General features: G+C 59.8%; 11 protein-coding genes and 1 pseudogene. 7 read left to right on the top strand and 5 right to left on the bottom strand.

The features are described from left to right. Positions 1-139: pseudogene (locus VIN96_RS12625) on the bottom strand (flagellar motor switch protein FliG); the annotation flags it as partial. A 45-nt stretch (positions 140-184) separates the two neighbouring features. Further along, complete coding sequence (locus VIN96_RS12620) at positions 185-715, bottom strand: glycine cleavage system protein R (RefSeq protein WP_331896586.1); 531 nt, start codon at positions 713-715, stop codon at positions 185-187. Between the two features lie 168 nt (positions 716-883). On the opposite strand from VIN96_RS12620, the gene VIN96_RS12615 reads away from it, so the two are divergent. The 3 genes from VIN96_RS12615 (at position 884) to VIN96_RS12605 (ending at position 2831) form a co-directional block, all read left to right on the top strand. Then, on the top strand, positions 884-1570 hold the full coding sequence (locus tag VIN96_RS12615) for a DUF2927 domain-containing protein (RefSeq protein WP_331896585.1): 687 nt from the start codon (positions 884-886) through the stop codon (positions 1568-1570). A gap of 44 nt (positions 1571-1614) precedes the next feature. Further along, complete coding sequence (locus VIN96_RS12610) at positions 1615-1980, top strand: cyclic nucleotide-binding domain-containing protein (protein WP_331896584.1); 366 nt, start codon at positions 1615-1617, stop codon at positions 1978-1980. 125 nt (positions 1981-2105) lie between these two features. After that, entirely contained in the window at positions 2106-2831 is a 726-nt protein-coding gene (locus tag VIN96_RS12605) for a DUF502 domain-containing protein (RefSeq protein WP_331896583.1), read from the top strand. On the opposite strand, the gene VIN96_RS12600 is transcribed toward VIN96_RS12605, so the two are convergent. Together VIN96_RS12600 and recG are read right to left on the bottom strand one after the other, a co-directional pair. Next, on the bottom strand, positions 2828-3226 hold the full coding sequence (locus VIN96_RS12600) for an NUDIX hydrolase (RefSeq protein WP_331896582.1): 399 nt from the start codon (positions 3224-3226) through the stop codon (positions 2828-2830). The two genes, VIN96_RS12605 and VIN96_RS12600, sit on opposite strands and share 4 nt — an antisense overlap. An 11-nt stretch (positions 3227-3237) precedes the next feature. After that, a complete protein-coding gene (gene recG / locus VIN96_RS12595; RefSeq protein ID WP_331896581.1) occupies positions 3238-5319 on the bottom strand; it encodes an ATP-dependent DNA helicase RecG in 2082 nt (693 codons plus the stop codon). Positions 5320-5403: 84 nt separating this feature from the next. Between recG and VIN96_RS12590 the strand changes: the two genes are divergently transcribed. The 3 genes from VIN96_RS12590 (at position 5404) to VIN96_RS12580 (ending at position 10608) form a co-directional block, all read left to right on the top strand. Continuing rightward, positions 5404-5679 (top strand): succinate dehydrogenase assembly factor 2, encoded by a 276-nt coding sequence (locus VIN96_RS12590; RefSeq protein WP_331896579.1) that lies wholly within the window; start codon positions 5404-5406, stop codon positions 5677-5679. A 4-nt stretch (positions 5680-5683) separates the two neighbouring features. Then, complete coding sequence (gene mfd, locus VIN96_RS12585; protein ID WP_331896578.1) at positions 5684-9172, top strand: transcription-repair coupling factor; 3489 nt, start codon at positions 5684-5686, stop codon at positions 9170-9172. Positions 9173-9279: 107 nt separating this feature from the next. Then, the gene (locus tag VIN96_RS12580; RefSeq protein WP_331896577.1) at positions 9280-10608 is read left to right on the top strand and encodes an esterase-like activity of phytase family protein; all 1329 of its coding nucleotides are present in this window, start codon (positions 9280-9282) and stop codon (positions 10606-10608) included. A gap of 69 nt (positions 10609-10677) precedes the next feature. Here VIN96_RS12580 and VIN96_RS12575 read toward each other — a convergent pair whose 3' ends face one another. Further along, positions 10678-11304, bottom strand: coding sequence for a DsbA family oxidoreductase (locus VIN96_RS12575; RefSeq protein ID WP_331896576.1), 627 nt, complete (start codon positions 11302-11304; stop codon positions 10678-10680). A 116-nt stretch (positions 11305-11420) separates the two neighbouring features. Between VIN96_RS12575 and cysC the strand changes: the two genes are divergently transcribed. After that, positions 11421-12020 carry an adenylyl-sulfate kinase gene (gene cysC / locus VIN96_RS12570; RefSeq protein ID WP_331896575.1) on the top strand — a complete coding sequence of 200 codons (600 nt, stop codon included), beginning with the start codon at positions 11421-11423 and terminating at the stop codon, positions 12018-12020. The last annotated feature ends 94 nt before the right edge of the window (positions 12021-12114 follow it).

Raw genomic sequence — 12114 nt, 5'->3', positions numbered from 1 at the left:
TCTGCGACAGTTCGCGGATCTCTTCGTCGTCCATCATCTCAAACAGCGCCGTCGACTGCTCTTCACCCAACGACAGCATGAAGATCGCCGCTTTTTGCGGGCCGGTGAGGGATCGGTAATCGTCTTTTACGCGGGCCATGATGAGATAGTACTAATACGATTCGAACACGAAAGAAACGAGCGCCTAAGCCGAGACGTTGGTCCACTGGCAGGTCAGCCCCAATTCACCGGCGGTGTTGGTGACGGTGGCGAGGCAGGTGTTTTCGTTTTGCGGCGGAATCGCCACAGAAGCGCTAATCACGTATTGGCGTTGACCCACGCCGGGCACGCGTTCGGAATTCAAGCGCACGATGTTGGCGTCGAACTGTTGAAACACTTCGCAAAGCCGGGCCATCAAACCGGGGCTGTCGCCGCCCGACACCGTGATGGTGTGGGTGATGGTTTCCGACGCGGGGTGCATGGACGACAGCTCGAACCGCGACACCTTGACCTCGGCGTCGACGAGTTCGGGCAGGGCTTCGAGTTCCGCCTGCAGAACCTCCAACTCCATGCCGCCGGAAAATTCGCAGATGGCGGTGAATTCCGCGCCGCCGCCCAAAACCGCGAACGAGGTGTCGCCCAAATCCGCGCCCAGGTCGAACAAGCGACCGGTGATGGCGGAAACGAGGCCGACGCGATCGGGGCCGATGATGGAAACCAAGGCTGTTGTGGTCATGGGACTCTCTGGTTTTGTTGTTGGTGTCGATGGACCATTTTATACGCCTATGTTCTTGGATACAAAGATAACCCGACATTTTCGTGTTAGGATGTCGTCCTCGACCACATTCGCACGGAGTTTGATGTGTTGCGTTCCCGGTTTGCCGCCCTTGTGGGGCTCGTCCTTATGGTGGCGTCACCCGTTCATGGCGAAGAATTGCGTCCCCAACTGGACGACATGGTCAGTCATTTCGCACGGGTTGTGTTCGGCGACGAATATGGCCTGAACACCGGCCCTAAAGTGATCGCCAAATGGCAAGGTCCGGTCGGTTTCACCGTGCAAGGACGCGCAACGCAAGAAATGGGTAATATGCTCGGCCGTCATTTGGGGGGGCTGGCGCAATTGACGGGGTTGAAGTTTCATCAAGTCAAACCCGGCACGCCGGGCCCAACGATCGACCTCTTGTTTCTCAAACGCAAGGAAATGGCCAATATCAAAGCGGCCAACCTCGACCCGGACGTGATCCGGTCGCTCACCAGCGATCCGACCATGGTGTGTTTTTTCCTGCATTGGAAAAAACCCGATGACCGCATCATCAAAGCCATCGTGGCGGTCAATGTGGAACGCGATCCGGCGCAGATCGATTCGTGCTTGTTGGAAGAACTGACCCAAGTCATGGGGCTGCCCAATGATGTCGAGGCCTATTGGCCGACCTTGTTCAAGCCGTATGATACTTCGGTGAATTGGTCCGAATGGGACAAGCTCTATATCAAAACGCTGTACGATGCGCGCCTGAAGCCGGGTATGAAACCGGTGGATGCGATGTATGCCGCGCGCACCATCTTCGCCGAAGCCCTGGCGAAACAGCCATAATAATCATATAATTACGCAGCCAGGCGTGAACTGAGGAGATGGGTATGGGGCGCGATACACTGATCGAACGCAAAGTTTTCCCGGTTGGTGATGTGATTTTCAAACAAGGCTCGACCGGACGCACGGCTTATATCGTGCAAAATGGCCGGGTCGAAATCGTCCGCGAGCTCGATGACGGAACGGAAAAGGTTTTGGCCACCATCGGCACCGGCGCAATGTTCGGCGAAATGGCGGTGATCGACGACAGCCCACGCTCAGCCACCGCACGGGCGCTGGAGCCGACCACGGTGATCGTGGTGACCGAGCAGATGTTTTTGCACAAACTGCAAAAAGCCGATCCGTTCATTCGCGGCCTGATGCACATCATGGCCGACACGATCCGAACCATGAGCAACAAGTCGGGAAACTGAATTTCTCGGCGCTCGATCTTGCGATCTTGCAAAGGTGACGTAAATCACTTGATGATGGCGTGTGCTTGGTAGACTGTGCGCCGCAGATGTTGCTTTGCACTTTTGAACCGCGATAGGCGAACCATATGAACCCCGACGATATGCCGCAAAACACAGAAACCAAGCCCGCGCGCACAGGCCTCTTGGGCAAATTGCGCGGCTATTTCATTGCCGGCGTTTTGATCACCGCGCCGATTTCCATCACCATCTACCTGGGCTGGTTGTTCATCACGTATGTCGACAGCAAGGTGACGCCACTCATTCCGGTCAAATACAACCCCGAAACCTATCTGCCGATCGGCGTGCCGGGGCTCGGAGTGGTTGTCGTGGTGGTCGGCCTGATTTTGATCGGTGCGTTCACGGCCGGTTTCATGGGACGCTTTTTCCAGCGTACCTGGGAACGGGTGATGGACAAGGTGCCGGTGCTGCGTGGGGTGTACAAGGCGCTCAAGCAAATCCTCGAAACCGTGTTGGCGCAACAATCCAATGCATTTCGTGAAGCGGTTCTGGTGGAATATCCGCGTCGCGGCATGTGGGTGATCGCGTTCATCACCGGGCGTACCCAGGGCGAGGTGCAGAGCCTCACCGAGCAAGAGGTCATCAACCTGTTCGTGCCGACCACCCCCAACCCGACCTCGGGCTTTTTGATTTTCGTGCCCAAGGAAGACATCGTGCCGTTGTCGATGAATGTCGAAGAAGCCCTGAAAATGGTCATTTCCGGCGGCATCGTCACGCCACCCGATCATCGCCCGGCGGAAGACCGCGGCACGGTGGTGGTGCGTTCGACCGAAAACACCGAAAACAACGATTAAGCCAGCGCGGCCAACACCTCTTTCAACCCATCGGCCATTTGATAGCCGCCGACGTCGCCGAGCTTTACCCAGCGCGCTTCGGTGTGCTCGGCTGAGAGCCTGACCGCACCATTTTGTGGACGGCACAAAAAGGTCATGCCGACGAACTCTTCGCGTTCCGGACCGTAGAAAAAGTGGAAGGTGTCGAGCACGCGCAGCGGTTCGACGTCGAGCCCGGTTTCCTCGCGCGCCTCGCGGATCACCGCTTGTTCGGGCGTTTCACCGCTTTCCATGCGGCCCGAGCAGGGGTCCCAATAGCCCGGCAGGTGCGCTTTGTCGGGGCTGCGTTTGAGCAGCAGCACGGTGTCATCGCGTTGGATGATGGCGGTCACGGCGACGGCGAATTTGGCGCTCATGTCACGTTTCCTCACCCTGATCTCAGGTACTTGATCGCCGCGTCGCGCTCGAACAGATACAGCAGCGTGCGCAACGCTTCGCCGCGCGGGGTCTTCAAATCCGGGTCCATTTCCAAGATCACCTTGGCGTCGTTGCTGGCGGTGGCGAGCAGGTTTTGGTGCGCTTCCAAGTCCGCCATGCGAAATTCCGGCAGGCCGCTTTGGCGTGTGCCCAGCAACTCGCCCGCGCCGCGCAGTTTCAGATCTTCTTCGGCGATGACGAAACCGTCTTCGGTTTCGCGCATGATCTTGAGACGTTTTTGCGCCACGTCGCCCAACGGCGGGCTATAGACCAGCAGGCAGCTCGACGCGCCGCTGCCGCGCCCGATACGCCCGCGCAACTGGTGCAGTTGGGCGAGGCCGAAACGTTCGGCGTGTTCGATCACCATCACCGTGGCTTCGGGCACGTCGACGCCGACCTCGATCACCGTGGTGGCGACCAGGATGTCGATCTTGCCGGATTTGAAATCCACCATCACCGCGTCCTTGTCCTTGCCCTTCATGCGGCCATGGACCAAGCCGACGCGTTCGCCGAACATTTTTTTGAGATCTTCAAAGCGGTCTTCGGCGGCGGCCAAATCCAGCTTTTCGCTTTCTTCCACCAACGGGCACACCCAATAGACCCTTGCGCCTTGATCGAGCTTGCGCTGCACGCCCTCGGCGATGGAGCCGAGCTTGGAGGACGGAAACACCCGCGTATCCACCGGCTGACGCCCGGCTGGTTTTTCCAACAACCGCGACACGTCCATGTCGCCATAAGCCGTCAGCATCAAGGTGCGCGGGATCGGCGTGGCGGTCATCACCAACACGTCGACGGCCGATCCCTTGGCGGCCAGTTCCAGGCGTTGATGGACGCCGAAGCGGTGCTGCTCATCGATCACCGCCATGCGCAGATCGGCGAATTCCACGTCGTCTTGAAACAACGCGTGGGTGCCGACCGCGATCTTGATCGCACCCGATTTCAGACCGTCCAGTATCGCCGCGCGGGTTTTGCCTTTTTCACGCCCCGTCAGCACCGCGACCTCGACGCCCGCCGCGTCGGCCAGCGGTTGGATGGTGTTCAGGTGCTGGCGGGCCAAGATTTCGGTGGGCGCCATCAGCACCGCTTGGTGGCCGGCCTCGATCGCCGCCAGCATCGTCAGCAACGCCACCACGGTCTTGCCCGAACCGACGTCGCCTTGCAGCAAGCGCAGCATGCGCAGATCCGATTCCATGTCCGCGATAATTTCGCCCAACGCCATGCTTTGCGATCCGGTCAGCGCGAACGGCAGGGCGTCCAGAACTTTGGCGCGCAAGTCGCCGTCGCCTAAGGTCGCACGACCTTTGGCCTTGCGCATGCCGCGCCGCACCAGCCCCAACGCCAGTTGGTTGGCAAGCAGTTCATCGTAGGCCAGACGCTCGCGTGCCGGGGCATGCGGGGCGAGGTCGGCCAGATCGTCGGGCGCATGGGCCTTGAGCAGGCTTTCGTGCCAAGGTTTCCAGCCGTGTTTGGCCAGCAACGCCGAGTCGTGCCATTCGGCCAGGGGCGCGGTTTGCGCCAACGCGCCGTGAATGGCCTTGGCCAGCACCTTTTGCGATACGGTGTGGGTGAGGGGATAGGTGGGTTCCAACCGCAACACGGTGTCGATCTCTTCGACCGTCACCATATGATCGGGGTGGGTCATTTGAATTTCATTGTTGTAGTGCTCGACCGTGCCCGACACCACCCGCAACGCGCCTTCGGGCAGGATTTTCAGCAGATAATCGGCGTGGGCGTGAAAAAACGTCAGCACCAGGGTGCCGGTATCGTCTTCGCAGATCACCCGATAAGGGCGCGATTTGGTCGGCGGTTGGATGTGCTGCATCACCCGCACGGTGATGGTGCACAGCTCGCCGTGTCCGGCTTGGTTGATCGTGCATTGATGGCGGCGGTCCACCGCGCCCGCGGGCAGGTGCCACAGCAAATCCACCACATGCGGGCCCGCCAGACGTTCCAGCGCCGGTTTCAGGCGCGGCCCCACGCCTTTCAGCGTGTCGACGGGCTTGAACAGCGGATAAAGGACCTGGGGGCGCATGTGTGTTCCGAAATGAGTGTGCTGACAGATGGCGTTCAAAGATTTATACCTTCACCCGCCCCCCAACACCAGCCGAGCGAAGCCATGGCCGAACCCTTAGACAGCACCCGCAAACGCTTGCTATTCCATTGCACCCACATGGGCATGAAGGAAAACGATGTGATGTTCGGGGCCTTCGCCGAGGCACATTTGGCCGATTTGACCGACGCGGAGGTCAAAGAGCTTGAAGCGCTGCTGAAGAACAACGACATGGACTTATTCAAATGGGTCATGGGCCAGGCCGAGGTTCCGCGTACGTGGGACACGGCGTTGATGAAGCGCTTGCAGGACTTCAACCAAACCCGGAATCGGCACGGATAACGCATTGAAACACTTAATCGAAAAGCTGCAAAATCCGGGACGGGTGCGTGTTGCGGGCGCACCCGGCGGCATGGATGCGCGGGTGGTTGCGGAATTGGCCAGCGCCGGCCGCGACGTGCTGTTCATCGCCCGCGACGACGTTGCGGGCGCGCGCCTGGACGAAGCCTTGCAGTTTTTCGCCCCCGAGGTCGAACGCATCGACTTCCCGTCGTGGGACTGTCTGCCTTATGACCGGGTGTCGCCCAACGCCGCCATCGTATCCCAGCGTATCGATGCGCTGACGCGCTTGCTGTCCAAGTCCGAACGCCACGGCCGGGTGGTTGTCGCCACCGTCAGTGCGTTTTTGCAACGCGTGCCGCCGCGCGATGCGTTCAAGGGATCGACCTTGATCGTGCGACCGGGCGACACGGTCGATCCCGAACAGCTGGACACCTATTTGGTCGAACACGGTTACCACAATGCCCAAACGGTGATGGAACCGGGCGAATTCGCCAAGCGCGGCGGTTTGGTGGATATCTTTCCCACCGGCGCGGCGGAGCCCGTGCGTTTGGATTTCTTCGGCGACGAGGTGGAAAGCCTGCGCCGCTTCGACCCCGCCACCCAGCGCACCACCGGCGATGTGAACGAGCTGGCGCTGCGCCCGGTCAGCGAGGTGCCGTTGGATGAAGACGCCATCAGCCGTTTTCGTACCGGCTACCGCGCTTTGTTCGGCGCGGTGACCAAGGCCGATGCGCTTTATGAAGCGGTGTCGGAAGGGCGGCGTCACATCGGCATGGAACACTGGCTGCCGCTGTTTTACGACGGGCGGCTGGAAACCATACTCGACTATATGCCCGGCGCGGTGGTGCTTTTGGATCATCAAACGCCGGAAAGCATCGATGCGCGCCTGGATTTGATTTCCGAATACTACGCGGCGCGCAAGACCATGATGGAGGCACCCAAGGGTGCGCAGTCGAGCGATGCGCCGCTCTACAAACCGGTGCCGCCGGAACGCCTGTACCTGGGGTCTGGCGACGTCGACCAACTGCTCAAGCCGTTTGCGTGTGCCCAGCTCGATCCGTTCGACGCGCCCGAAAGCGGCGATACGCTCAACGCCGGGGCCAAGGCCGGGCGCGAGTTTTCCGACGCCCGCGTCAATCCCGACGTCAATGTGTTCGACGCCCTGGGCGATCATATCGAGGCGTTGGAAAAAGAAGGCCGCCGTGCGCTGATCGGCGCGTTCACGGTTGGCACCCGCGACCGTCTGATGGCGGTGATGGGCGAGCACGGTCTAGGCCCGCTGGTGCAGATTGAAAGATGGGGCGCGGTCGAAAAGCTCGCCAAAGGATCCATCGGCGTGGCGGTGTTGGGCTTGGAGCGCGGCTTCGTCACGCCCAAGCTTGCGGTCATATCCGAACAGGACATTTTGGGCGAACGCCTCAGCCGACCCGGCAAGCGCAAGGTTTCGGCCGACAACTTCATCGCCGATGTCACCTCGCTGTCCGAAGGCGACATGGTGGTGCACCTGGAACACGGCATCGCCCAATACGCCGGTCTGGTGACGTTGGATGTCGGCGGCGCGGCGCACGATTGTCTGAAGCTGATCTACGCGGGCGACGACAAGTTGTTTTTGCCGGTGGAAAACATCGATGTCATCACCCGTTACGGCTCCGAAGACGCAGGCGCTAACCTGGACCGGCTTGGCGGCGCGGCGTGGCAGGCGCGCCGGGCGGGGCTGAAACAGCGCCTCAAGGACATGGCGGAAGAACTGATCAAGATCGCCGCCGCGCGCGAACTGCGCCAGACCGAACGTATGGCGCCCGATCCCGGCGCGCTGGACGAATTCGCCGCGCGCTTTGCCTACAACGAAACCGAAGACCAGTCCCGCGCCATCGCCCAGGTGGTGTCCGATCTGGGCGAGGGGCGTCCCACCGACCGATTGGTGTGCGGCGACGTCGGTTTCGGCAAGACCGAGGTCGCGTTGCGCGCCGCCTTCGTCGCCGCGATGTCGGGGCGACAGGTGGCCTTGGTGGTGCCGACCACGTTGTTGGCGCGCCAGCACTTTCGCAATTTCCAGGACCGCTTCAAGGGCTTTCCCGTGCGCATCGCCCAACTGTCCCGGTTGGTCGGCACCAAGGATGCCAAGCTCAATAAAGAGGCCATCGCTTCAGGCGGGGTCGATATCGTCGTGGGCACCCACGCGCTGCTGGCCAAGGACGTCAAATTCCGCGATTTGGGGCTGCTGATCATCGATGAAGAACAGCATTTCGGCGTCAAACACAAAGAACAGCTCAAGGCGCTGAAAGCCGATGTGCACGTGCTGACGTTGACCGCGACGCCGCTGCCGCGCACGTTGCAACTGGCGTTGACGGGGGTGCGGGAAATGAGCCTCATCGCTACCCCGCCGGTGGACCGCCTGGCGGTGCGCACCTTCGTGATGCCGTTCGATCCGGTGGTGGTGCGCGAAGCGATCATCCGCGAACGGTTTCGCGGCGGCCAGACCTTCTACGTCTGCCCGCGCATCCAAGACCAAGCGTATTTGAAAAAGAAGCTCAAGGAACTGGTGCCCGAAGCCGCCGTCGCGGTGGTCAACGGCCAGATGCCTGCGTCCGATCTGGAAGACATCATTTCGGATTTTTACGAAGGCAAGTACGACGTGTTGTTGTCCACCAACATCATCGAAAGCGGCTTGGACCTGCCCAGCGTCAACACCATCTTGATCCACCGCGCCGACATGTTCGGCTTGGCCCAGCTCTATCAGTTGCGCGGCCGGGTGGGGCGTTCGAAAACCCGCGCCTATGCCTATTTGACGCTGCCGCCGGGCAAGAAGCTCACGCCCACGGCGGAAAAACGCCTGACCGTGATGCAGACCTTGGATACCTTGGGGGCGGGCTTCCAGTTGGCGTCGCACGATCTCGACATTCGCGGCGCGGGCAACTTGTTGGGCGAAGAGCAATCGGGCCACATCCGCGAAGTCGGCGTGGAGCTCTACCAACAAATGCTCGAAGAGGCCGTGGCCGAAGCCAAGGGCGCCGTCAGCGGTGCGGGACCGGTCGAAGAAGACTATTCGCCGCAGGTCAGCATCGGCATTCCGGTGTTGATTCCGCAAAGCTACGTTTCGGACCTCAATCTGCGCATGGAACTGTATCGTCGCGTGGCGCGCTTGGAAGACGATGCCCAGTCCGAAGCCTTCGCCGCCGAGCTGATCGACCGCTTTGGCAAATTGCCGGGCGAGGTCGAGAACTTGTTGCAGACGGTCGCCATCAAGCGCCTGTGCCGTCGTGCGCACATCGACAAGATCGACAGCGGCCCCAAGGGCGCGGTGGTGTCGTTCCGCAATAACGAATTCCCCAATCCGGGAGGATTGATCCGCTACATCACCGAGCAGGTCGGCACCGTCAAGCTACGCCCCGACCATAAACTGGTCATCAAACGCGCCTGGGACGGTGGCATGGATCGCCTCAAGGGCGTGAGCATGCTGGTGCGCACCTTGGCGGATATCGCCAGCGCGTAAAGTTCACAAACTCGTCACGTCGCTGTTACAAGACAATCCTAGCGTCGCCCCACGCGCCGAATGGAGATTCGGCGCAGCATTTTTGTGAATTGAGAAGGGGTCGCAGCATGACCATCAAATCAACTTTAGGTCACATCTCCGTCGTTGCCGCCGTGATCGGTTTGTCCGCTTGCGCGCAAACCACGGCAACGCTGGAACAGGGCGTTTATACCTCCCAAAAGCATGCTTTGGATTTGGGCACGGTGGCGTTTCATGGTCACAAGACCATGGACTTCACCGTCGGTATCGGCAGCGGCGCGTTTCACTACAAGGGCGACCCCGACAACGTCTTCTACACCGTCACCGACCGTGGCCCGAACATCAAGTGTAGCGATGTGAAAAAGCTCTTGGGCGAGGCCAATGAGGGTCTTTGCGGCAACGACAAAAAGGGCAAGGTCTTCCCTATGCCCAGGTTCGCGCCGACGATCTACAAAATTGCGCTCAACGCCGATCGCAGCTTTTCGGTTCTGGAAACCGTGACCTTGAAAAACACCATCGGTCAACCGATCAGCGGCGTAGTTAACCCCCTGGTGACGTCGAACACCGAAAACGGCTACGCCAACATGGGCGACAAGCTGGCCTTCGACAGCGAAGGCTTGGATGTCGAATCCGTGGTGCGTCTGTCCGACGGCACGTTCTGGATTTCCGACGAATACGGTCCCTCGATCGCCCATGTGGCCGCCGACGGTCGCATCCTCAAGCGCTTGGTGCCGACCGGGCTGGACAAGGATCTTTCCGGTGCCAAATATCCGGTGATCGCCAGCCTGCCGGGCATCTTGAAGTGGCGCAAGCTCAACCGCGGCATCGAATCCATCGCCGTGTCGGAAGACGAAAAGTCGCTTTATTTCGCGATGCAGAGCCCGTTGGCTTACCCCGACGTCAAGGCCTACAAGACCTCCGACGCGGTGCGTTTGTTCAAGATGGACATCGCCAGCTTGAGCGTGGTCGGCGAATACATCTATCCGCTCGACGACCCGAAGAGCTTCGTTGTCGACAACGCCAAGAAAGAACGCAAGCCAAACGACATCAAAATCAGCGAAATGACCGCACTCAAAGGCGATCGTTTGTTGGTGTTGGAACGCATCTCCAAGACCACCAAATTCTACGTGGTCGACCTCGCCCAGGGCCGCAACATCGCCGGCACCAAGTGGGACGCGGAAGTCGTGTCGCCGTCGCTTGAGCAGTTGAAGGTCGAAGGCATGGCGAAAAAAGGCGTTCCGGCGCTGGCCAAAACCTTGGTCATGAACACCGACAACCGTGGCGGCATGCCCAAAAAGATCGAAGGCATCGGTGTGGTCGACGCCAACACCATGATGTTGATCAACGACAACGACTTCGGCATCGAAGGCGACGGCACCGCCGTGGTGGTGGTCAAGCTCAGCCAGCCGTTGTTCTAAGCGTCTACTATATGCGTCAAAAGAGAATGGGGGGCCGATAAGCCCCCCATTTTTCGTTGCGGCGCCAATCTAGGCCGCCGCGCCCGCATCGAGCAGACGGGCGAGCACTTCCGGCGGCTGCGCGCCTTGCAAGGCGAGTTGACCGTCGACGAGAAAACACGGCACCCCATTGACGCCCATGCGGTGCGCCAAGGCGTTTTGTTCGCGCACCCACGACACATCCGTGCTGCTGTCCAAATAAGCGTCCAGCGCGCTGCTTTCCAAGCTGACCGAGCGGCCGATGGCCGACAATTCGTCCAAATCACCGGTGTCGCGGCCTTCTAGAAAGTAGGCCTGGTAAAGCCGCTCGACCACGCTTTCGGCCAGACCGAACTCGTCGGCGTAATGTACCAACCTGTGGGCGTTGACGGTGTTGGGGGTGTGGTGGATGCGATCGAATTGAAACGCGATTTCTTCGGATTGTCCGGTCGCCTCCAACGCGCCAAGCAGGCGCCGCACTCGGGATTCGGTGCCGAACTTGTTGAGCAGGTATGCGTGACGCTCCATGCCCGCGGGCGGCATTTCGGGGTTGAGCATGAACGGCCGCCACGTCAGCGTCGCGCTGATCGAGGCACGCAGACCCAGCGCACGCTGCAAGCGGCGTTTGCCGATGAAACACCACGGACAGATCGGGTCGAAGAAAACGTCGATTTGCATAATCAGCATTCTTTCATGACCACGGCGTCGCGTCGAGACGCTGTCGGTCCCACATTGACCGCACTATAACCTCGCCATATGCTGCGCCCACAAGATCCTTAAGAGCACACACAAAAATGATACAAAAATCCAATAACATCACCCGCGTGGATCATCGCATCAACATTGCGGAACGGCATGCAAAATCCGGACATCGTGGGGGGGTGGTTTGGTTTACCGGGCTTTCAGGCTCTGGTAAATCGACCCTGGCGTTCACCCTCGAAAAGCATCTGTTCGATCTCGGCTATCACGTCTATGTGCTTGATGGCGACAATATCCGCCATGGCTTGTCGGGCAATCTTGGTTTCAGCGAAGAAGATCGGCGCGAAAACATCCGCCGAGTCAGCGAAGTGGCGGGGCTGTTCGCCGAAGCCGGTGTCATTTGCATCGCCGCGTTCATTTCGCCCTATCACGAAGAACGCCAACTGGCCCGCCAAATCGCCGGAGAGCATTTCATCGAGGTGTTCTTGTCCGCGCCCATCGACGTCTGCGAACAACGCGATCCCAAGGGTTTGTACAAAAAGGCCCGGGCGGGCGAGATCAAGGATTTCACCGGAGTTGACGCACCATACGAACAGCCGACCCATGCTGAACTGGTATTGGACACCGCCGTGCGTTCGGTCGAAGACTGCACCGAAGAAGTTGCGGCCTTGATTCACGATCGCTTCCGTCTCTGATCGAATGTTTCGCACATTCAAATTTTCGTGAAACCGCCTTCTTTGCCGCTCTGAGCGCACGAAAAGTGTGCGTAAATAAGGTAAAATACCTGCG

Origin of the sequence: Magnetovibrio sp., assembly GCF_036568125.1 — a bacterium.
GTDB lineage: Bacteria > Pseudomonadota > Alphaproteobacteria > Rhodospirillales > Magnetovibrionaceae > Magnetovibrio.
Note: the sequence above shows the minus strand (reverse complement) of the source record. Positions and strands in the feature narration are given on the sequence as shown.

Excerpts from the sequence above, each read along its gene's own strand:
- VIN96_RS12610 (WP_331896584.1), top strand. The coding sequence starts at position 1,615 with ATGGGGCGCGATACACTGATCGAACGCAAAGTTTTCCCGGTTGGTGAT.
- VIN96_RS12605 (WP_331896583.1), top strand. The coding sequence starts at position 2,106 with ATGAACCCCGACGATATGCCGCAAAACACAGAAACCAAGCCCGCGCGC.
- VIN96_RS12580 (WP_331896577.1), top strand. The coding sequence starts at position 9,280 with ATGACCATCAAATCAACTTTAGGTCACATCTCCGTCGTTGCCGCCGTG.
- VIN96_RS12590 (WP_331896579.1), top strand. The coding sequence starts at position 5,404 with ATGGCCGAACCCTTAGACAGCACCCGCAAACGCTTGCTATTCCATTGC.
- recG (WP_331896581.1), bottom strand. The coding sequence starts at position 5,319 with ATGCGCCCCCAGGTCCTTTATCCGCTGTTCAAGCCCGTCGACACGCTG.
- VIN96_RS12600 (WP_331896582.1), bottom strand. The coding sequence starts at position 3,226 with ATGAGCGCCAAATTCGCCGTCGCCGTGACCGCCATCATCCAACGCGAT.
- VIN96_RS12620 (WP_331896586.1), bottom strand. The coding sequence starts at position 715 with ATGACCACAACAGCCTTGGTTTCCATCATCGGCCCCGATCGCGTCGGC.
- VIN96_RS12575 (WP_331896576.1), bottom strand. The coding sequence starts at position 11,304 with ATGCAAATCGACGTTTTCTTCGACCCGATCTGTCCGTGGTGTTTCATC.
- VIN96_RS12615 (WP_331896585.1), top strand. The coding sequence starts at position 884 with ATGGTGGCGTCACCCGTTCATGGCGAAGAATTGCGTCCCCAACTGGAC.
- cysC (WP_331896575.1), top strand. The coding sequence starts at position 11,421 with ATGATACAAAAATCCAATAACATCACCCGCGTGGATCATCGCATCAAC.